The 21680-nt window shown below is 43.5% G+C and carries 21 protein-coding genes; 14 read left to right on the top strand and 7 right to left on the bottom strand.

Features of this window, described 5'->3' with window-relative positions; translation table 11 throughout:
- Window positions 1-448: 448 nt before the first annotated feature.
- Both MKY85_RS16030 and MKY85_RS16035 read left to right on the top strand, forming a co-directional pair.
- Entirely contained in the window at window positions 449-1639 is a 1191-nt protein-coding gene (locus MKY85_RS16030; protein WP_342570056.1) for a glycine C-acetyltransferase, read from the top strand.
- Window positions 1640-1676: 37 nt separating this feature from the next.
- Complete coding sequence (locus MKY85_RS16035; RefSeq protein WP_342570057.1) at window positions 1677-2636, top strand: L-threonine 3-dehydrogenase; 960 nt, start codon at window positions 1677-1679, stop codon at window positions 2634-2636.
- Between the two features lie 253 nt (window positions 2637-2889).
- On the opposite strand, the gene MKY85_RS16040 is transcribed toward MKY85_RS16035, so the two are convergent.
- Window positions 2890-3486: a TetR/AcrR family transcriptional regulator gene (locus MKY85_RS16040; protein WP_339233937.1), complete on the bottom strand. Its 597-nt coding sequence runs from the start codon at window positions 3484-3486 to the stop codon at window positions 2890-2892.
- Window positions 3487-3683: 197 nt separating this feature from the next.
- Between MKY85_RS16040 and MKY85_RS16045 the strand changes: the two genes are divergently transcribed.
- From MKY85_RS16045 to MKY85_RS16070, 6 genes are all read left to right on the top strand, one after another.
- Window positions 3684-4343 (top strand): SDR family oxidoreductase, encoded by a 660-nt coding sequence (locus MKY85_RS16045; protein WP_339233940.1) that lies wholly within the window; start codon window positions 3684-3686, stop codon window positions 4341-4343.
- A gap of 38 nt (window positions 4344-4381) precedes the next feature.
- On the top strand, window positions 4382-5026 hold the full coding sequence (locus MKY85_RS16050) for an NAD(P)H-binding protein (protein ID WP_342570058.1): 645 nt from the start codon (window positions 4382-4384) through the stop codon (window positions 5024-5026).
- A gap of 56 nt (window positions 5027-5082) precedes the next feature.
- Complete coding sequence (locus tag MKY85_RS16055) at window positions 5083-5715, top strand: DsbA family oxidoreductase (protein WP_342570059.1); 633 nt, start codon at window positions 5083-5085, stop codon at window positions 5713-5715.
- 238 nt (window positions 5716-5953) lie between these two features.
- Window positions 5954-6619, top strand: coding sequence for a GntR family transcriptional regulator (locus tag MKY85_RS16060; RefSeq protein WP_342570060.1), 666 nt, complete (start codon window positions 5954-5956; stop codon window positions 6617-6619).
- A 17-nt stretch (window positions 6620-6636) separates the two neighbouring features.
- Entirely contained in the window at window positions 6637-8328 is a 1692-nt protein-coding gene (gene ilvD / locus MKY85_RS16065; protein ID WP_339255505.1) for a dihydroxy-acid dehydratase, read from the top strand.
- A gap of 316 nt (window positions 8329-8644) precedes the next feature.
- Window positions 8645-9640: a glycoside hydrolase family 43 protein gene (locus MKY85_RS16070; protein WP_342570061.1), complete on the top strand. Its 996-nt coding sequence runs from the start codon at window positions 8645-8647 to the stop codon at window positions 9638-9640.
- 273 nt (window positions 9641-9913) lie between these two features.
- Here MKY85_RS16070 and MKY85_RS16075 read toward each other — a convergent pair whose 3' ends face one another.
- From MKY85_RS16075 to MKY85_RS16095, 5 genes are all read right to left on the bottom strand, one after another.
- Window positions 9914-10384, bottom strand: a complete 471-nt coding sequence (locus MKY85_RS16075) for a DinB family protein (RefSeq protein WP_342570062.1) — start codon at window positions 10382-10384, stop codon at window positions 9914-9916.
- Between the two features lie 31 nt (window positions 10385-10415).
- The gene (locus MKY85_RS16080; RefSeq protein WP_339308144.1) at window positions 10416-10997 is read right to left on the bottom strand and encodes a TetR/AcrR family transcriptional regulator; all 582 of its coding nucleotides are present in this window, start codon (window positions 10995-10997) and stop codon (window positions 10416-10418) included.
- Window positions 10994-11455 carry a nuclear transport factor 2 family protein gene (locus tag MKY85_RS16085; RefSeq protein ID WP_339255511.1) on the bottom strand — a complete coding sequence of 154 codons (462 nt, stop codon included), beginning with the start codon at window positions 11453-11455 and terminating at the stop codon, window positions 10994-10996. The genes MKY85_RS16080 and MKY85_RS16085 overlap by 4 nt, the downstream gene beginning before the upstream one ends.
- A 299-nt stretch (window positions 11456-11754) precedes the next feature.
- Window positions 11755-12591, bottom strand: coding sequence for an alpha/beta hydrolase (locus MKY85_RS16090; RefSeq protein WP_342570064.1), 837 nt, complete (start codon window positions 12589-12591; stop codon window positions 11755-11757).
- A 483-nt stretch (window positions 12592-13074) separates the two neighbouring features.
- Window positions 13075-13650, bottom strand: a complete 576-nt coding sequence (locus MKY85_RS16095; RefSeq protein WP_342570065.1) for a TetR/AcrR family transcriptional regulator — start codon at window positions 13648-13650, stop codon at window positions 13075-13077.
- Window positions 13651-13910: 260 nt separating this feature from the next.
- On the opposite strand from MKY85_RS16095, the gene MKY85_RS16100 reads away from it, so the two are divergent.
- The 3 genes from MKY85_RS16100 (at window position 13911) to MKY85_RS16110 (ending at window position 16462) form a co-directional block, all read left to right on the top strand.
- The gene (locus MKY85_RS16100) at window positions 13911-14543 is read left to right on the top strand and encodes an FMN-dependent NADH-azoreductase (protein ID WP_339233964.1); all 633 of its coding nucleotides are present in this window, start codon (window positions 13911-13913) and stop codon (window positions 14541-14543) included.
- Window positions 14544-14671: 128 nt separating this feature from the next.
- The gene (locus tag MKY85_RS16105; protein ID WP_342570066.1) at window positions 14672-15142 is read left to right on the top strand and encodes a VOC family protein; all 471 of its coding nucleotides are present in this window, start codon (window positions 14672-14674) and stop codon (window positions 15140-15142) included.
- A gap of 372 nt (window positions 15143-15514) precedes the next feature.
- Complete coding sequence (locus MKY85_RS16110; RefSeq protein ID WP_339255519.1) at window positions 15515-16462, top strand: oxidoreductase; 948 nt, start codon at window positions 15515-15517, stop codon at window positions 16460-16462.
- A gap of 565 nt (window positions 16463-17027) precedes the next feature.
- On the opposite strand, the gene MKY85_RS16115 is transcribed toward MKY85_RS16110, so the two are convergent.
- A complete protein-coding gene (locus MKY85_RS16115; protein ID WP_342570067.1) occupies window positions 17028-18629 on the bottom strand; it encodes a PucR family transcriptional regulator in 1602 nt (533 codons plus the stop codon).
- A 273-nt stretch (window positions 18630-18902) separates the two neighbouring features.
- Here MKY85_RS16115 and MKY85_RS16120 point away from each other — a divergent pair, with 273 nt between their 5' ends.
- Genes MKY85_RS16120 through MKY85_RS16130 form a run of 3 tightly spaced genes read left to right on the top strand, consistent with a single transcriptional unit; the run spans window position 18903 to window position 21665 of the window.
- Entirely contained in the window at window positions 18903-19700 is a 798-nt protein-coding gene (locus MKY85_RS16120; RefSeq protein ID WP_342570068.1) for an ABC transporter ATP-binding protein, read from the top strand.
- A 30-nt stretch (window positions 19701-19730) separates the two neighbouring features.
- Complete coding sequence (locus MKY85_RS16125; protein ID WP_342570070.1) at window positions 19731-20609, top strand: ABC transporter permease; 879 nt, start codon at window positions 19731-19733, stop codon at window positions 20607-20609.
- 27 nt (window positions 20610-20636) lie between these two features.
- On the top strand, window positions 20637-21665 hold the full coding sequence (locus MKY85_RS16130; protein WP_342570072.1) for an ABC transporter substrate-binding protein: 1029 nt from the start codon (window positions 20637-20639) through the stop codon (window positions 21663-21665).
- The last annotated feature ends 15 nt before the right edge of the window (window positions 21666-21680 follow it).

Here is a 21680-nt window from a genome sequence, read left to right on the forward strand (position 1 = left end):
AAGTCGCTATTTTAGCGGCTTTTTTATGTTATCGGTAGAAGTTCTTGCCCCGAATCAAAGACAAGAACTTCTACCGATTACCGAAATGGACAAGAATATATTCCTTTTTCCGATTAGGTGAATATCTATGTGGTCAGGAGAGCCTAACTTCGGCAAGCGCTTCCCTACGAAGTCATCTCATTGCGTTGGCACTTAAGGACCCGTTTGCATTGGGGAAAATCGATTAATTAAAAGATATAAACAAAAATTTAATAGCGATTACTTCCGGGGATGAGAGAATAATCACTATGTATATTTGCGTATTTTTTTAATTTTTGTCCTCCACATGTGTACAAAGAATAAAAATGATGCTACATTGAAATTAGTAAAATCCCATTAACAACAAGGTTTTTTTGCATAATGACATGTCTCCTGTACAAGGACAAACGTATATTAAGGAGGGAATCGAATGTCAAGTCAAACATTGGACCAATTTTTAAGTTCGAAAATTGAAGATCTAAAGAATAAAGGTCTATATAACTCCATCGATACACTGCAGGGTGCAAATGGCCCTGTTATTCGTATTGACGAAAAGTCCCTAATCAATTTGTCTTCTAATAACTATTTGGGCTTGGCAACAGATTACCGACTGATTGATGCTTCTGTTAAGGCGGCGCAGACATACGGGGCAGGAGCAGGGGCTGTGAGAACAATTAATGGTACGATGGATCTTCATATTGAGCTTGAAGAAAAACTGGCCCGTTTCAAACAAACGGAAGCCGTTATCGTGTATCAATCGGGATTTAACTGCAATATGGCTGCGATATCCGCGGTAATGGACCAACATGATGCGATTTTATCCGATGAGCTGAACCACGCTTCCATTATTGATGGCTGCCGCCTGTCGAGAGCCAAGGTAATTCGCTTTAAGCATTCGGATATGAATGATTTAAGACGGCTGGCGAAAGAGACCAAGGAATCCGGTCAGTACCATAAAATTATGGTTATCACCGACGGTGTTTTCTCCATGGATGGTGATATAGCAAAGCTGCCCGAAATTGTGAAAATAGCAGAAGAATTCGATCTGATTACTTATGTGGATGATGCCCACGGTTCGGGCGTTCTCGGAGCAGGTGCAGGAACCGTGAAGCATTTTGGATTGTCCGACCGTATTGACTTCCAAATTGGTACTCTTTCCAAAGCGATCGGCGTTGTCGGCGGTTATGTCGCGGGTAAAAAGCAATTGATCGAATGGTTGAAGCTGAGAAGCCGCCCGTTTCTGTTCTCCACATCGCTACCTCCGGCTGCAATCGCTTCCTGTAGCGCTTCGATCGACATTTTGATGAATGACAAGGAGCTGATTGAAAAGCTGTGGGAGAACGGCAATCATTTGAAAAATGGCTTGAGCCGGCTTGGATATGATGTAGGCCAAAGCGAAACACCGATCACACCTTGTATCATTGGCGATGAAGTAACCACCCAACAGTTCAGCAAACGGCTCTATGAAGAAGGCGTTTACGCTAAGGCCATCGTGTTTCCGACAGTCCCGAAGGGAACCGGAAGAATACGCAACATGCCGACAGCAGCCCATACTAAGGAGATGCTCGAACAGGTGATCTCCGTTTATGAGAAAGTTGGCACAGAAATGAAGCTGATTTAGCTACATTCGCGGGAGACTATTTCGGGAGGAATGTCTTATGAAGAAGATATTGGTGACCGGAGCACTGGGCCAGATCGGTTCTGAGTTAGTTGTTAAATTACGTGAGATTTATGGTGCGGATCACGTTGTTGCTACGGATCTCAGGTCATCATCCCACGAGATCACCCGATCCGGGCCATTCGAACTGCTGGATGTGACAAATGATAAAGCGATGTTTGAAATCGCCAAGCGGTACGAAGTAGATACCGTCATGCATTTGGCTGCGCTACTCTCGGCTACGGCAGAGGAGAAGCCCCTGCTTGCCTGGAATTTGAATATGGGCGGATTGATGAATGCACTTGAAATATCCAGGGAGCTCAGTTGCCAATTTTTCACTCCGAGCTCCATTGGATCTTTTGGCCCTTCGACTCCGAAAGATAATACCCCGCAGGATACGATCCAGAGGCCTAATACGATGTACGGCGTGAACAAGGTGTCCGGCGAACTGCTTTGTGATTATTATTTTCACAAATATGGTCTTGATACCAGGGGACTGCGATTCCCGGGTTTGATATCTTATATGACGCCTCCCGGCGGAGGAACGACGGATTATGCGGTGGAAATTTACTATGCAGCTGTGACGAGTGGTCGGTATACATCTTATATCGCCAAAGACTCAAATATGGACATGATGTATATGCCGGATGCGCTGAACGCCATCATTGATTTAATGGAAGCGGATTCATCCCGTTTGATACATCGAAACTCATTTAATGTCACCGCAATGAGCGTCGATCCAGAAGCGATCGCTGCCGCGATTCGGGAAGAGATTCCCGGATTCATCCTGGATTATGATGTTGATCCGAAGAGACAGGCAATTGCCGATAGTTGGCCGCACTCCATGGATGCAACAGCTGCGAGAACAGAATGGGGATTTCATGCCCGCTACGACTTGAAGACCATGACGAAAGATATGCTATCACAGTTAAGTGAGAGACAAATGCTTCGCAAAGCTTAATGTTATTGTAAACTTACAGTACAGAGCGAGTAGAAACAAGGCTGGGTTGAAGGAACAGAACATGTTGATTACGAAATTTATCATTTCCATTAAGCCAACGGGCAGGATAGTGGTAAAGCGAAGAGCGGAGATGTTTTGATTTATCTTCAAGCGTACAATATTATTTTTTAAAAGTGTAATCACAGAAAAGGAGCCATCATTCGAGGGGCTCCTTTTCTGTGCTATCTACCCAGCTACTGTTCGCAAGCATTTATCACTCATCATCTATTGGAATACCTGCGGCTTTTAAGTGTCCATGAGTGAGAATTTTTCCGAATTGAGAAGCAAGTTCACTTGGAGTATAAGAAAAATCATTTTTAACCCACCATATTACAATGCCCATAAAAGTAGATGCGATATATTGAAGTAATAATTCCTTTGAAATCTGAAGGGGCATATTATCCAAGCCATCTTCCACTGTATTTTTTATAATTTCCTCCATCTTTGATTGAAACCCATAAATTCTATTCTCATCAAGTAACAATGCTTTATAAAAGGGAATATTGCCTTTAATTTTCTCCAGTATGGTTTGCATTAGTTGTTCAAGCATAAAGCCGCTTATAGGAGATTTGCTGCTCGAACAAAGATTGAGTGTACTCTTTAGTTCTTCTAATAATTCGTCCATAGATACGTTTAACAAATCGGGTTTGTTCTGATAATGAAGGTAAAAGGTATTTCGGTTAATCATCGCCTTATCGGCTATATCTTGAATCGTAATTCCTTCGTACCCTTTTTCATTAAGAAGTTCTATAAACGCCTTTTTTATCGAATGTTTGGAGCGAAGGATACGCAAATCGATTTTTTTGCTCATTATGGCTCATTCCCTTAACTTTTTTTGTTAGATATACGACATTTAAGTTGAAACTGTATTTTATCTCTCAAAATCAAAATTATTAAACATTGAATGCTGACCTTTTATTTATCATAATAAACAAAAGATAAATATACAACACATTGACCATTATTTATCTGGTTGATAATTAACTTTAACTAAAGGAGAGATTTTAGATGAAAACGATAGCGATTGTTGGAGCAGGAGCAGGTTTAGGGATGTCCATTGCAAAGAAATTCGGACAAAATGGATTCCGCGTAGCGCTTATTGCACGAAATGAAGAAAAGTTGAACCAACTAGTTATTGAATTAGAACAATTGGGAATCGAAGCTGCTTCATTTCAAGCGGACATATTAAATAAAGAACAAATTGAGATGGCATTTGCTGCTATTAAAGAGAAATACGGATTTATTGATGTTCTTGAATACAGTCCAACGCCGAGCTTTGACTCAGTAGCGCCAACACTAGATGTAACTGAAGAAAATGCATTATACCAATTTCAATATAATGTTTTAGGTGCTTTATCAAGTGTTAAACAAGTGCTTCCGGATATGTTGGATAAGCAAAGCGGTGCTCTGTTATTTACAACGGGAGGTGCTTCAGTACACCCGGTACCGATGATGGGTAATGTCGGCATTGCAATTTCAGGACTTCGTAATTATATCTTTAATTTGAACAGCGAACTAGCTGACAAGGGAGTTTATGCAGGTCACCTTTCGATCGGAATTTGGATGCAGCCAAATTCAGGAGTTCAAGATAAAATCGCTGATATTTGGTACGACATGTACAGCAAAAGAGACAGAGTAGAAGAGTTTATAACTGAAGATAAAGTCTAAGCTGAATAATTTATATTAGAGGAGACACAGGAAAGAATATGAATATCACTGTTTTTGGTGCAACTGGTGCAATTGGACAGCTTGTGACCCAACAAGCATTAGATCACGGAGATTTCGTTACGGCATACGTTAGAAACCCCAAAAAAATCAGCCTCAAACATCCAAATTTGAGTCTTGTACAAGGGGAACTTTCGAATAGCTCAACCATCGAGAAAGCCGTTGCCGAATCCGATGTCGTAATCAGCACATTGGGGCCAGCCTCCGATATGTCACGAAAGCTTAAAGGCACGCCGATTGCTGACGGACACGAACTGATAATTAAGGCTATGAAGAAACATAACAAAAAAAGGTTCATTACACTTGCGACGCCAGCTTTGCAATCAGATGACGATAAGAAAAACATGTCCACGATACTTCCAGGTGTATTAGCCAAAGTTCTCCTTCCGAACGGTTATGCAGAAATGAAGAAAATAGAAGGAATAATTAAAACATCGAATATGGATTGGACAGTCGTTCGAATTATTAACCCCAATGTTAAATACAAAGGGCAGTCTTATGACTATTCATTTGGAGATCAATCGGCTAAAATGTCTGTTTCCAGAGAAAATGTTGCCAAATTCATGTATTCTGCTGCTCGTGACAACCAATTGATTAGAAAAATGCCTATTATTTATAACAAATAAACTCAATAAAAATGAAGTATTCACCGATTAAGGTGGTTAGTGAGGGAGAATTCAAAATGAAAATCGAGATATGGTCGGATTATGTTTGTCCATTTTGTTATATTGGTAAACGACGATTAGAGTCTGCACTGGAGCAATTCGCTCATCCAAATGAAGTGGTCATTGAATATAGAAGCTTTGAACTTAATCCGCAAACATCCATGTACTCAGGCAAAAGTATGCATCAAATACTTTCTGAGAAACATGGTATGAGTATCGAGCAAGCGAAAAAGGCACATGCTGAACTTGAACAACAAGCAGCAATGATGGGTCTCGTGTATAATATCGACCAAATACAGCCCACCAATACGTTTGATGCGCATCGTTTAACCCAATATGCCAAATCAGTGGGTAAAGATCAGGAATTAGCAGAGAAGTTGTTCTATTCTTATTATACGGACGCCAAGCTAATTAGCGATTATGAAACCTTAGCAGATATTGCAGAATCAGTTGGAATGAACAGAGATGAGTCCATGGCAGTTCTCCATGACCCCTCCAAATATGCTAGCGAAGTGCGTTCAGATGAAGCTACAGCAAAACAATTAGGGATTACAGGAGCACCTTTCTTTGTCATTGATAGAAAATATGCGATATCCGGCGCACAACCAACAGAGGTATTTTTAAAAGCTCTTAACCAAGCATCTCAATAAATAAAGCCAGGTTTTGGTAAGACAAAGATACTATGAAAGCATTATCGAGAGAACAATCACAATGTATTTTAGAACAGCGTGTAGATAGTCAGTTCAAGCGAAATAGGCAAAATCATAAACCGCCCAAAATCCTTATTGGAATTGGACGGTTTTTCTTTTCTTCATCAAATAATATTTGCTTCTCAATCGTGTATGCGATATATTGCATATAAGATTAATTGTAATGAGGATGAAAACCATGCCAATTCCCAAAGATTTTTCCTTACCCGCCCGTATGTCTGCAAAAGAAAGAGCGTTTTCTCAGATTCAGCGATGGATTATTGATGGAACACTGCAACCAGGTGAAAAGCTTATGGATGCGGAATTGGCTGAATCGCTTGGAGTCAGCCGGACACCGATTCGGGAGGCATTTCAGTTGCTCGAAGTTCAAGGCCTCGTGTCTATGCATCCAGGAAAAGAAACAAAAGTAACGAATATTGAGAACAACGATATTTTCAAGATGTACTCAACGATGGCTGCTCTTCAGGCTTTAGCTGCTGAAATCACCGCCCAAATTATTGTTTCAGAACAGATCGAGAAACTAAGATCCATAAATTTGGAATTTGCTAGTTCCATTAAAAATGGACAAGTTTATCAGGCTATGGAGGTGGATGAGCAATTTCATAATTATATTGTGGAGCTCTCAGATAATCCTTATGTAGCCACATTTAATGCCTCTCTACAGATTCACATTAGGCGATTTAAATATGTGTTTTTAAAACAACCTATCACGGCTACACTAGCTTCAGTGGAAGAGCATGATTTGATTATTAAAGCTTTTGAAGGCAAAAATAGCGATGATGCCCACATACTAATGAAACAAAATTTTATCCGACCGATGCAGGAACTGTACGAAATACTTTGAAATGAGGAATAAAAAACATGGAGAATAAAAAAGATCTTCGTATTCGAAGCAAGGTAATCAGTGAAGGTGCTAACCGTGTACCGAACAGAGCCATGCTGCGTGCAGTTGGTTTTCAGGATGATGATTTTAAAAAGCCAATGATTGGAATAGCGAGTACGTGGAGTGAGGTAACGCCGTGTAATATGCACATCAATGATTTGGCCGTACAAGCTAAGCAGGGCGCACGTGATAACGGCGGTGCTCCACTGATTTTTAATACGATTACCGTCTCGGATGGAATTTCGATGGGGCACGGCGGGATGTTGTTCTCGCTACCAAGTCGGGAAGCTATCGCTGATTCGATTGAAATTGTGACCGGAGCGGAGCGATTTGACGGCGTTGTTGCAATCGGTGGCTGTGACAAGAATACACCCGCATGTCTGATGGCTATTGGACGCATGAACATTCCTTCCGTTTATGTATATGGGGGAACCATTCAACCAGGTAATCTCGACGGCAAAAAAGTGGATATCGTTTCCGCTTTTGAAGCCGTTGGTCAATATCAAGATGGCAAAATAACAGATGAACAGTTGCATAAGGTAGAATGCAGTGTTTGCCCAGGTCCAGGCGCTTGCGGAGGCATGTATACCGCTAATACGATGGCAGCCGCTGCAGAAGCAATGGGGATGTGTTTACCTGGTTCTTCTTCGACATCAGCGATTTCAGCGGATAAAGCATCGGAATGCGAAGCAGCCGGTAAACAGGTCATCTCACTGCTTGAACAAGAGATTTATCCAAGAGACATTATGACGAAGAAAGCATTTGAGAATGCGATCACTGTTGTTATGGCTCTGGGGGGATCAACTAACGCATTTCTCCATCTGCTAGCTATTGCGCACTCGGTAGAAGTCGATTTAACTTTGGATGATTTTGAGCGCATTCGCCTGCGTGTTCCTCATTTGGCGGATCTGAAGCCAAGTGGTCAATATGTAATGCAGGATTTGAACGATATCGGTGGCGTTTCAGGGGTAATGAAGCTATTGCTTGCTGAGGGATTACTTCATGGGGATTGCCTCACGGTAACAGGCAAAACGTTGGCGGAGAATTTAGCGGAAGCTGCTCCACTTCCGAATGGTCAAGAGATTATACGTCCGCTCGATAATCCGCTGAAGCCAGATGGACCATTAGTTGTGCTTCGCGGAAACCTCGCTCCTGAAGGCGCTGTTGCAAAAATGTCAGGTATGAAGATACAACAGTTCTCTGGCCCAACTAAGGTGTATGATAGCGAAGATGAGGCGACAGTAGCGATTATGAATGATGAAATTAAAGAAGGCGATGTCGTGGTCATACGTTACTGTGGTCCGAAGGGTGGACCAGGTATGCCGGAGATGCTTTCCGTAACAGCACTCATCGTAGGCAAAGGACTCGGTGGGAAAGTTGCTCTCATTACAGATGGTCGATTCTCGGGTGGCTCGCATGGATTTGTAGTCGGCCATGTATCACCTGAAGCACAGGTAGGTGGACCGATCGCTTTGCTCCAAAATGGGGATATGATCACCATTAACAGTGACATCCAGGAGATGAAGGTTGAGGTGTCAGAAGAAGAGTTAGCCGCTCGAGCGGAAGCGTGGGTACAACCTCCGCTGAAAGTAAAATCTGGTGTACTGGGCAAATATGCCAAATTAGTTTCATCTGCTTCCAAAGGGGCAGTAACCGATTCGATGGATTAAACCAAATATAATCGATAAATTTTAATGATTGCTTTTTCAAAGTCGCTCCGCTATGCGGGGCGACTTTTTGTTGCTATCTATCACATGAACGATATATAGATATTGCGATTGAAAAAAGAGTTAATTTCTATGTGGGAATTGTATATTTTATCGGGGGAAGACCTTTAGTATGTGTATAGGAAAAAACTAGCGGGGAGTGTAGAATTACATCATATATTGTAAGCGCTTGCTTTAATTGCTGAGAGAGGGTACGATGCATTCAATGAATTAACTCAACCCCGTAATTCTATTATTCCAATACCAAAGGAGATGCCATATGAATCAACAACAACTACCTAAGCCTCACCAGCCGCTCGTAACCCACATCTTCACTGCTGACCCGTCCGCCCATGTCTACGAGGGCAAAATCTACATCTATCCTTCCCATGACCTCGATCATGATGAGCCGAGCAACGATAACGGCGACCAGTATAAAATGGAAGACTACCATGTTCTCTCAATGGACAACTTCGATTCCCCGGTGGTCGATCACGGTGAAGCACTGCATCTGAGAGATATTCCATGGGCCTCCAAGCAGCTCTGGGCACCGGACGCCGCTTACAAGAACAATACCTATTACCTGTTCTTCCCGGCACGGGACCATGACGGCATCTTCCGTCTGGGTGTGGCAACATCAGAGTCTCCGGCAGGCCCGTTCACGCCGCAGCCGAATTATATGGAAGGCAGCTTCAGTATCGATCCGGCCGTATTGGTGGATGACGACAATCAGTCATACATCTATTTCGGCGGACTCTGGGGTGGCCAGCTGGAGAAGTGGCAGACTGGCAGCTTCGTGCCAGATGCAGAAGGACCGGCTCCTGACCAGCCGGCGCTTGGACCGCAAGTTGCCGTGCTTAGCGACGACATGCTGTCCTTCCAGGGCAAGCCTGCTGAGATATCAATTGTCGATGAAGACGGGAATCCGATTCTGGCGGGGGATGAGGACCGGAGATATTTTGAAGGACCGTGGATGCATAAATATAACGGATATTACTACCTGTCTTACTCTACAGGCACCACACATAAGCTCGTATATGCGATCGGCAACAATCCGATGGGACCATTCACGTTCAAGGGCGAGATTCTATCTCCGGTTATCGGCTGGACAACACACCACTCCATTGTGCAAGTTGAAGACAAGTGGTATTTGTTCTATCACGACAGCTCCCTGTCGGAAGGCGTCAACCACAAGCGGTGCGTTAAATATTCCGAGCTGAAATACAACGAAGACGGAACGATTCAGAAGATCAATCCTTATCCGGACGGTGAGTAAGCTGGCCGGTTAGCGGAAACAGATACAATTACAAGATAAGGCATAACCTGAGGCAGCTCCTGACGGAGCTGCTTTTTTGATAGGAGGATCAATTGTGTCACTCAAACGTAATTCTTAACTCCTGATCATGTTTAGGCTGCTTAAACTCGTTACATTAAATTTTAACCCAGGTTTGTAATCTACTATCTTTTTGCACTTTATAAACAAACCGACCTTATTCCGATTTTATTTAGAATGTAAGGTCGGTTTGTTTGTTTTAATGAAGGGACATTACTAACTGTCAATAATGCTCTTGATATTTTTAATTGTTGCAAAGTGCATGGCTTCATGGTAAATCAGAAAACTCAGTAATTGTTCTACATTTGTAAAGGTAAGTCCTGTAGAAGACTTGTAATGGGGATTGATTTCTTCTTTCAATTTGCCTAAAAGGATCGTTTCAACCCTTTCAATTTGTTCAGTTAACAAGTCGATTAGCTGTGCCATCGTTGGAGGCTCTATATTCCAGTCAGACGGTTTAGTTCCTGGATCAAACAACTTGCTAAAATGAGCAGGATATTTGGTTTCTTCCCCAGAAAGTTGGAACGCGAACTTCTCATGTATTACATACATGTGGCCTAGATTCCATTTTATATTGTTTTTCAAACCAGTTGGAATGATTTCCGAGGCAGAGTCAACTATATCCCTCACATAATCAACTGCCTGACGGCGAACAAATCCCAATTGATCAGCGACAAAATTGCTCATGATATTGACCTCCTATTAAAACAATTTTGTGTCAGTTAGCAGAGTTGCTTTTGGAAACATGAGTTGAGACCCGTTGTGACAGATTTGCCAACGTACGTTCAAAAAAGGATTCATCATTAAGAGCTCTACTCAGAATTAATCCCCCTTGAATACTGGCAATGGTTTCCTCTGAAATTTGGTCAGCAGTCTCTTTAGAGATACCTGTTTGAACTAGTGCCGCGCTGAAGGCTTCAATCCATCTTATAAAATATTGCCGAATTACAGCAGCGAATCGATCTCTTGTTTCGTCCAAAGCGAATGCACCAATAAGGCATATACGCTGACCGGATTGAAAATAAGTATCGACCTCTTGCCACATATGATCAATGGCTGCCCGGGGTTCATTCTTTTCGAGCGGTTCAAAAATGTTCTTGATAAACCATTGATCAATATGGGCAAGAATTTCAGCAGCCATCTCATCTTTTCCACCCGGAAAGAAATAATACAAGCTTCCTTTAGATAGACGCGTACGGGCTGTAATTTTACTCAAAGATGCACCCTCATAACCTAATTCACGAAATACCTCAGCAACGAGAGGGATGACATCCGCTTTTTCAAAAACAGTACGAGTCATAGGTTTAACTCACTTAGGCTTGGGTGATCAGCGGGGCGCGTGCCGAGAGGCCAATGAAATTTACGTTCCTCTTCCTTAATCGGCATGTCATTAATCGAAGCAAATCTGCGCTGCATCAAGCCGTCCTCAGCAAATTCCCAATTCTCGTTTCCATACGATCTGAACCAATTGCCACTATCATCACGCCATTCATATGCAAATCTAACGGCAATACGGTTATCCGTAAATGACCAAAGTTCCTTGATCAGGCGGTATTCCAGTTCTTTGGCCCATTTCCGAGTTAGTAAAGATACAATATCTTGGCGGCCTGTTATAAATTCGCTCCGATTTCTCCAATAACAATCCTCAGTATACACAAGTGAGACGCGCTGAGGATCTCGGCTATTCCAGCTGTCTTCAGCCATACGCGTTTTTTGGATTGCTGTCTCAAGAGTGAATGGGGGAGTTAAATTATTCATTAGATTTCCTCGCTTTCTAAACTGTTTGTATCAGTATAAACCGATCGGTTTATAAGTGCAAGTTTACATCCGAAATTCAATACAAATTTCGAATCGGTTCAGATTCATAATGTACCAAGTAGCCGTCAATCTTATGCGTAGTGGCTCTTTTTGTGTATTACCAATGATCACGAGAGTGTTCATTCTTCATATGCATATCCTATGAAAATTTTGAACAAGCAGGACGCTCTCCTCTATAGGAGGCGTTCTGCTTATTCTCTCATTTTGTTCTTTTAACTAAATGATCAGTCGAATTAACTTTAATCTTGCAAAAATTCGATCAATGCTGCATTAAATTGTTCAGAATGGGTCGCATTGAAACCGTGTGGTCCACCTTCAACAACGACCAGACGGCTACCAGGGATGGATTCATGAGTACGTTGTCCGCTCACCTCCAAAGGCACGATGGCATCTGAATCACCATGGATAACCAATGTAGGAATGTTGAACTTCTCCAGATCCTGACGGAAATCCGTAAGGGCAAAGGCAGCAATACAATCCAGTGTGCCTTTAGGTGAAGCCAGAGCTGCAATATCACGGTTATAAATACGGAATGGTTCGCTCACAAGATCTGTGCGGTCTCCAGCAGCGAAAAAGTTGCTTGTAAAACCATCCAGGAATGCAAGCCGATCCGCTTTTACCCCGTTTTGGAACTCTGCAATCGTTGCATCATCCAATCCGCCTTCAGGATTGTCTTCGGTTATATAGAGATAGGGAGGAACCGCTCCCGCGAATACGGCTTTAGAAACGCGTTCTGTTCCGTAGGTTCCCACATAACGTGCAACTTCGCCGCCACCCATGGAGAATCCGACTAATGTGGCATCACGCAGATCAAGGTGAAGTATCAATTTATGCAAATCCGAAGCAAATGAATCATAGTCATAACCATCCCAAGGTTGAGAAGACTGACCGAATCCACGACGGTCATATGTGATAACACGGTAGCCTGCTTCAATTAGGGCAGGAACTTGCTTCTCCCAGGATCGCCCACTCAAAGGCCAGCCATGAATCAGAATAATTGGTTTTCCCGCACCATGATCTTCATAATAGAGTTCAATTGCTTGTTCATTCTCAGCGCCTACATTCACTTTTGCCATGGGAAATACCTCCATTAGTTGTTATATTTTGTTTATACACAAGCTATTTGGATCAGACATACGAAAGGGGACTTGTTCATGAATCGCCTCACTCTCTATACCGTTTGTTTTATTATAAACCGATCGGTTTATAATTGCAAGTTCATATCTTAGTGTGGGTACTCAGTTGAGTTACCACGATAATTGAGAATCTGAGATGTTAACGCTTCAATTTATTGAATCCATTATTTAATAAAGGAGTGTATTAATATCGATATTCAATTACGTTTAACTGTCAAAGAGAATATTGAACAACGAATTGAAGAGCAAAAAAAAGAGGCTGATCAAATGGACAAGTGGTTGATGACTTATTTCAACATATCCAATAGCCTTACTTACAAATCATCTGCTTTTAAAATCTGTACAATTAGAGGGAACAGCAACAAGTTCGAAATCTCGAGTTTCAGTTTGTAACTCGAGATTTCGAACTTGTTTTTTTGGTGTTCATCTTGAATGAAGGAAATCAAGTCCGTGCATAACGTAAGGAATAGCCGTTTTTATATATTCTTCTGGTGGCACAGTGTTATTGTGTTGCCAATCAACTGAAGCCCCGAAAATTCCCCAGCTTAACATGACTGCTGCAACTCTCAGTGATTCATCGCTGTCTGTGGAATGTTGTTTTAATAACATTTGGTAAAATAAAAGCTCTAGTTCTTTTTGTATTATGACTTCAATTGTTGTCTTAAAAGTCTCGAAGCCGCTTCGACACTGTTTTGATAAAGCCACTTGAAAATTTGTGATGGACAGGAAAACATTTATGATCGTTGTTTGATTTAGCTCTCTATACTCAACGATTTCATTATACACAGTGGTCATGAATCCCTCTTTTATTACTTTTTCCAATAAATCATATTTATCAATGAAGTGATAATAGAAGGTGGCACGATTTACTGTTGCTTCTTCCGTAATATCATGGATGGTGATATCCTTAAATTCTTTGTTCTTTAAAACATGAATAAATCCATCCATGATTAATCTACGTGTTCGAATAATACGTGGATCTATTTTTGTTTCAGCCATAAGAAATCTCCTTTTCTTATTACTATTTTCTATACATATTCGCTTATTTGTCGGATATCCGACATCGGCTTAAAACTGTTGGTTGAACAATATTTGAATAATAATATAATTCAATTATACAACATGTGTTGTAAAAACAATAGGTGATAAAAAAGCGAGGTGTTTACAGCTAAATATAAGTGACTTGGAATTTAACAAGTTAACTCGCAAATAGATGGAAGCTTGAGATATTAAAAATTATTATTTTGGAGGTTATCCTTATGACAAGTGTATTATTCATCAAAGCTAACAACAGACCAGCAGAACAAGCTGTGAGCGTTCAAATGTACGATACTTTTCTGAAAACATACAAGGAGCGCAATCCGCAGGACACCATCATAGAACTCGACCTTTACAGTGCGGAGCTGCCGTATTACGGCAATGAGACCATCTCGGGACTTTATAAGAATGCTCAGGGATTGGAAGCCACTGCCGAAGAACGGCTGGCTGCGGAAATCGCGAACCGTTACTTGGACGAATTCCTGTCCGTGGACAAAGTCGTTTTTGCATTCCCTTTATGGAACTTAACAGTTCCGGCCCCTCTCATCACTTATCTTTCATATTTGTTGCAAGCAGGGAAAACGTTCAGATACACGGCAGAAGGGCAACCCGAAGGGCTGATTGGGGACAAAAAATTTGCTCTTCTCAATGCGCGCGGCAGTGACTTCTCATCGGAAGAAGTGGCCCCGTTGGACATGGGTTTAAACTACGTCAAGAATATAATCGGATTATTGTTTGGTATTAAAAATCCAGAGAGCGTCGTTATTGAAGGACATGCTAAATATCGGGACCAAGCTGCGGAGATTATCGAATCCGGATTGAAAAAAACGGCTGAACTGGCGGCAAGATTCTAAAAAAGCAAGCACACGAAAGGGGCGGAACGAATTAAAAGTTAGAGATTTGGGCAGACATCGGCTGCCCCTTTTGTTATATCGGTAAACGCTATTTAACTCAATCTGCTAGCATAAAGGGGCTTAACGATATGAAAAACGCAATTTTCCAAGGCACAATAGAACATTCGGGATTTGTAGTACCCAATATTGAAGTAGCAGTTGAATTCTTCACTAACATTTTGGGTTTTGAAGTCTTGTTCCGGCCAAAAGGAATGCAATTTGAAGACGATAATTTAAAGAGGTGCTTCGGGGTTCACGAGAATTCCGTTGTAGAAGGGGCAGCATTTTTACAATACGGGGGTAGAAAGATTGAATTGGTTCAATGGTCGACGCCAGATCAACAGAATGTTCACCTAAAACCCAGTGATATCGGTGTAGCTCATCTAGCTATTACAGTTACCAATTTAGAAGAGGTTTTGAAGTATTTTGCAGAACAGTCTGATGTTAAAGTTAGAGAGCTGAGCCCTCTTGGATTTTTCTATATAACAACTTCATGGGGGATGGAGATTCAAATAATGAAACAGATGCCAGGCACAGGAAGTATTCTTGAACACTCTTAACTATAAGTTCCACTAACTCTGGAAGAAGCAGTACTTTCGCTGGCGTCTCAAGAGGTACGTGTGTCGGTGCTTCGTCTTTCAGCAACGGGTCATGGCGGTGGTGAACACAATTTTATTAAGAAGCTAATTCACATCGCACGTGATAAAGGTGTTTCAGCGTATATAGGCGACGGGACTAACCGTTGGGCGTCTGGGAGCAAGAGTTGTTTGTGATCATGCTGGAGCTCTTCAAGCGCATCGACAATTTGGTTCAGTGGAATATATGCCATGACAATCACTTCCTAGCATTAGTTCTCATCAAAGAATACAAGTAAGAATGTTCCTAACTAACAAAGACGCTGAACTCGCCGAAAAATTAGAGGAGTGATTTATTTGACACGCCAAACGGGCAAAAGCGGAGAAATCGGTCATACAGGATTTACGGATGCCAATGTACCTGACCAGTCGGGCAAATGCTTCATCGTCACCGGGGCCAATACTGGAATTGGCTTCGAAGTATCGCAAGTACTGGCAGCGCGAGGTGCACGGGTGCTGCTGGCCTGCCGCAACGAAACGAAGGCGAAAGAAGCCATGGATCGGATTCGGATGAAGACCCCCGGAGCTGACCTAGCTTTCCTGCCGCTCGACCTGGCGGACCTGGAGAGTGTGCGGAGTGCAGCCGAATTGGCTTCCAAGGAGCCGCGCGTCGATGTATTGATCAACAATGCCGGCGTACAGGGTTCGAAGCTGAGGCATACAGTGCAAGGCTTCGAGCTGACGTTCGGTGTCAATCACCTCGGTTGCTTCGCGCTCACCACACTGTTGCTGCCCAAGCTCATGGAAACGCCTGGGTCGCGCATCGTCGTCACAAGTAGCGGTCAACACAAAGACGCGAAAATCGAATGGGACGATCTTAATGCAGAAAAGAGCTACAAATGGCTCCCCCGCTATGGCGCCAGTAAGCTCGCGAATATGCTATTCGTCTTCGAGTTGGACCGGCGGCTGCGGGCTGCGGGATCACCAGTAACAGTCGTGGCCTGTCACCCGGGCCTTGTGGGAACGGACCTTGGACGCGATAACATGGCTGGCAAAGTAATGATGCCGTTGATCGGCCTATTCTTTGCCAAACCTGCCATGGGTGCCTGGGGCGCGTTGCACGCAGCCTCAGGGAAGATAAAGCCAGGCGGCTATTACGGGCCGTCAGGATTAGGCGAGTTGCGGGGACCTTCCCGTGAATGCTCCTGCTCCGAGCAGGCGCGAGATCCGAAGCTTGCCAAGCGACTGTGGGATATATCCGTCGACATGACAGGGATCGATCCCGGCTTGCCTCCTGTAAACTGAAAGTGCACTTTTGTTTATAACAAGAAAAAGTTCTCCTATGGCGTCATCCGCGGGACGAACCGATTCCTGGTACCGGCGTTGGAATTGAGGGAGCTTTCGATCGAACGGATGAGAATTGTCATGGAGCAGGTGGTGCGTCATACCTCCTCACTGGGACTTGGCACCTGCTGGCCGGGAGGCACATTTAACCCCTTCGGCAAAATGATGGGGGCTCGAGAGAAGGAATAACATTCGCGCAATCGGCTATCCGAAGGACGGTCTGGTGTCGTGGGACAAGAACACGCTCCCATTGAAGTCGCTATTTTAGCGGCTTTTTTGATTTTACCGATTACCGTATTGGACAAGAATCTGTTCCAATTCATGATTATATATATATCTAATTTACATATTACGGATTAGATTAGAGTAGCCTCCCCCTTTTTAAAGCTAAACGATATCATTTGCTAAATGGAAGTGTGCATTATGAAGAAAATAAAAATAGAAGAAGGAATTTACCTCGAAATGATTTACTTTGGCGAAGTCTGCGCGACCTCCAGTCATTGCTGATTGATATCCAAAAGTTTTTTTAAAAAATTTGTCTCTCGGAAGACATTAAATGCCTAAACATAAGTCCCAGCTTTAAGAGCAGCAGATGATCGGTATTCTTCAAATCCAGATTCAGCAGCCCCGAAATTTTCTCCAGTCTGTACAGTACGGTGTTGCGATGGATATATAACTCACGTGCAGTTTCATTCACTTGACCGTTGTTGGCGAAATAGGCTTCAAGTGTGTGCATCATCTCGCTGGTGTATTCCTCTTCTTTGTCCAGTAAAGGACGGAATAAATAAGAGCAATACCTGATCATGACCTCCTGCGGAATATGCTTGAAGAGATAAATAAATTCCAGGTCAGCAAACATGACAATCGGTTCGCTTAAACCAAGCTCCGTACTGATTCTCTCAGCATCCCCGCACTCCCGGAAGCCGTCGATGAACTCCTCCATTCCCGTTCTTACTTTACTGATAAAACATGTCCTTGTTCCGTGGTCCCATGAATGCATCAAATCCGCATACAAACGTACCGAATCCTCATACTTCCTTCGATCCTTGGCCTCTTCTTCTAGAAGGGGGAAGAGTGAATATATGCGATTCATCACATAAAAATGATGGGATTCGAAGGAGGACGTTTTGGGATGATCCTGAAGCCTATTCTGAATCTCCCTCAGTTTGCGCCTCTGACTTTCATGGTCCCAAGCATCCGCTCTTGAGGAAGATACCATGCATACGTAGGGCGTGCTCCAAAATGCGCTTCCCAATGCTTCGGCAAATTCGAGCACCGTTTTTAAAGAGGCGTTCCCTTTTAAGTAACGTTCCATGGCCGTGCCAAGACGACTACCTGCTGCAGTTGCCTCCTGATTCTGGATGACCTCCAGATGATAGGAAAGAATAACGGCAGCTTGGTGAAAAATGCCCTCCATTTCATGTGCTTCGAGCAGGTTTTCAGTTTGTATCAGCAAGTAGCCGTATGACTTTCCGTTTTTCAGCAGGGGCACCCGATACAATAAGTTGCTCGCCGACTTATAAAACCGATTGTCCTGATTCCAAGGCCAATCGCTTAACAACTCCATATCGGAACAGCGGGTCATATTATACAAGGTCTGTCCTTCAGAGGTAACAATGGCTAAAGGAACCCCTAAAATGCTTGTGATACTTTGAAAATAATTGGTGTACTCATCCGCCTGCATCGCAAAATCAACCAGCTTCTTCTGCGTTTCAAGCAATTCATTCAGCCGGCGGGTATCACGTTGAAACTCGGATTGGTAGAGAGCGGTGATCTGCTCGGAGAAGGTGAATTGGAAAGGCAGCTCAATTAGGGGCAAGCCCAGCCGATCAGCTTCAAGCAGGGCTATCTCTGGTATTTCCGCCCAGTATCGACCAAGCTTGATGCCAAGTCCGGAGGCCCCACGTTCATTCAGCTTTTGCAGCAAATTAACAAACTCCTCGGGTGAATCCCTAATCGCATACGCTGTAGTCAACAAGAGTTCCCCTTCCTTCATCCAGTTGATCACATCCGGTGCATCCATCAAATTGATGGAGCTAATCGTTCGAGAAATTCCTTTTTTACCGGCTGCCAACTTGCCTTCCGATAACGGGTACACCGCCAACGCATCTTCTATCGTTAATTGCATGTCAATCCATCCTCCTAAACGATACATATCTGAATCAGGTACCGGACATCACGTGACTTTTTAAGCAATTATATAGGGGCTTGTCGAATTTTCGCAATCCCTTTTGTTATATATATGTGATATAAGTTAACCAAAAACATCAATTGTTCTGTTTTTGAACCAACGTAAAGCGTATACCGTTAGATAAAAAACCAAAATTGTGTCAGGATTATTTACACGTATATTTTTTGGCTATATGATAGGACACAACTTCAAAGAGAAGAGGGGATTCAGATGCAGCTCACCCAAAATCAACAGGCAGCGGCCCAAAAGGACAGTCTTTCCATGCTTGTAATCGATGATGTCGGCAAAATCTACCCCAATGGCACTGTAGCTGTGCAGCATGCGAATCTGCATGTGGGGGAAGGAGAATTTCTATGTTTTGTCGGTCCTTCCGGTTGCGGGAAATCTACCATTTTCAATATGATTGCCGGTTTGACGGAACCGACCTCCGGTCATCTGACCGTGCTGGGTACTTCTCCAAAGGAAGCACGTAAACAGAATGAAATTGCCTTTGTATTTCAGGAGCATACCCTGCTCCCGTGGGCCAAGCTGATTGATAATGTCACCATGCCTCTTACTTTGCGTGGCGTATCCAAAAAGGAGCGAATTACCGAAGGGGAGCGTGTTCTAGAGCTGGTAGGCCTGAAGGATTATATGAAGGTGCTGCCCCGCGAGTTGTCAGGCGGAATGAAGATGAGAGTATCTATTGCACGAGCGTTGATATCTCGTCCCAAGTTGCTGTTAATGGACGAACCGTTTGGCGCCCTTGATGAAATTACCCGGCAGACGCTGCAGAATGAACTGCTAAATATTTGGGAACAGGATAAGAAGATGTCGGTTCTGTTCATTACGCATAACGTGTTCGAAAGTGTGTTTCTATCAACAAAAGTCGTGGTGATGACGCCTCGTCCCGGTAAAATTTCGGATTTCATTGATATTCCGTTTGCCTATCCGAGGGATGATGAATTCCGGACGCAACCTGAATTCGGTGAATATGTACGCAGCGTGTCCAATGTACTGAATCATTGATAGCCAGAAATGAGAGGAGAGGGAAGCAACATGGAAGAGATGGTAGCTAATCCAGCCGTTGAAACGACACCAGGTATCCGAGCTTCTGGGAAGGAGAATGCCCGCAGCCATCATCCGGCAGAAGAGAGCCCATTCATTGGACTGCTGAAAAAAATTCTGCCGCAAATCGTCGTGTTTGTCCTGTTTATCGGTGGATGGGAATTAATCGTGCGGATACTCGGAATGCCCCCATATATCTTGCCCAAGCCATCCGATATTGCCGCAGCCGCTGCTGAGAACAGCGCGAATCTGATTACGTCGGTAAGCACAACCATTGTGGAGGCGTTGATTGGTTTTACGATCAGTGTAGTGCTCGGTATTTCATTGGCCATACTACTGGCTCTGTCCAAAACAGTGGAAAAAAGCGTATATCCCTACGCTATTATCCTACAGACTATTCCGGTCGTTGCGGTAGCGCCAATCATAGTGATCTGGTTCGGAGCGGGAATAAATGCCATTGTGATCATTTCATTCTTAATCAGCTTTTTCCCGATTTTATCGAATACGCTGATCGGATTGAATTCAACGGATCAGAACATGAAAAATTTATTCTATTTGTATAATGCAAGCAAGCTGCAAACCATTTGGAGGCTGAGATTTCCGGCGGCACTTCCGTACATTATGGCAGGACTGAAAATTTCATGCTCCAGTTCGGTTGTCGGAGCGATCGTGGGTGAATACATTGCAGGCATTGGTGGCGGACAAGGCGGACTCGGTTACGGGATTACCGTTGCGGCAACCCGCCTGCAAACGCCTTATCTGTTCGCCTGCGGTTTAGCGGCATCCGCCCTAGGCATCGCATTTTTCCTGATCATCAACATGGTGTCGAACAAACTTTTGAAGTCCTGGCATGAATCAGCAATGAAATGATACCAGAACCGGGGGAGAAGATCCAACATGTCCAAACATCATATGAACTTACGTTACAAGAAATGGCTGCTGTCGGCTACTTCTTTGATCCTACTGCTTCTAAGCGCATGCTCCAATTCCTCCGTTCTAGAATCCTCGGCATCGGCGGGAGGAGAAGCCGGAACAGATTTGAAGCAGGTGAAACTGATTGAGGGCTGGTACGCCAAAGGGGAAGATGGAGGCTATTTTGCGGCATTGCAGCAGAACTATTATAAGGACAAGGGGATCGACATGACGATTCAGCCTGGAGGCCCCGAGGTGTCAACCATGCAGCTTGTCGCTGCAGGCAAAGCTGAATTCGGTATCTCTTATGCGGATGAAATTTTGAAGGCGCGGGAACAGGGAATCCCTGTTGTCGGTATCCTTGCCGGTTTTCAAAGCACACCGCAGGTTCTGATGTACCACAAGGGGGAGAACATTCAGGATTTCACAGACCTGAACGGCAAAACCGTATACATCGGTACAGCGGTGCCTTACTGGGAATATATCAAGAGCCAATACAATCTGACAGATGTAAAAGAAATGAAGTATAACGGGCAGCTGGTCAATTTTATCAATGATCCCAGTTCGCTCAATCAGGGTTACATCACGAATGAGCCTTACGCACTTTCTCAGCAGGGGGTTGAGGTGGACTATCTGAAAATCGCCGATTCCGGTTATGCGAACTATGCAGACGTTCTTTTTACGACGGAAGATTACCTTAAAGAGCACCCTGATGTTGTTGAAGCTGTGGTGCAGGCAAGTCAGAAAGGTTGGAGCTATTATCTGGACAACTATGAAAAGGTAAACCCGTTTATCCAAACCTACAATCCCGATATGACGGTAGAAGCAATGAATTATGAGGCAGTGCAGGAAAAACCCTTTATTCTTAACAAAGATTCCGAAGCAAATGGTGTTGGTTACATGACAAAGGAACGCTGGAGCACCTTGCAGGATCAGATGATCAAGGGCGGAGGATTAACGAAATCACTAGATGTTACCCAGGCGTTTACAACGGAGTATCTGATGAAGCCATAGACCTGAACCAAAAGT

The sequence above is a fragment of the Paenibacillus sp. FSL R5-0749 genome, assembly GCF_038595085.1.
Taxonomy (GTDB): Bacteria; Bacillota; Bacilli; order Paenibacillales; family Paenibacillaceae; genus Paenibacillus.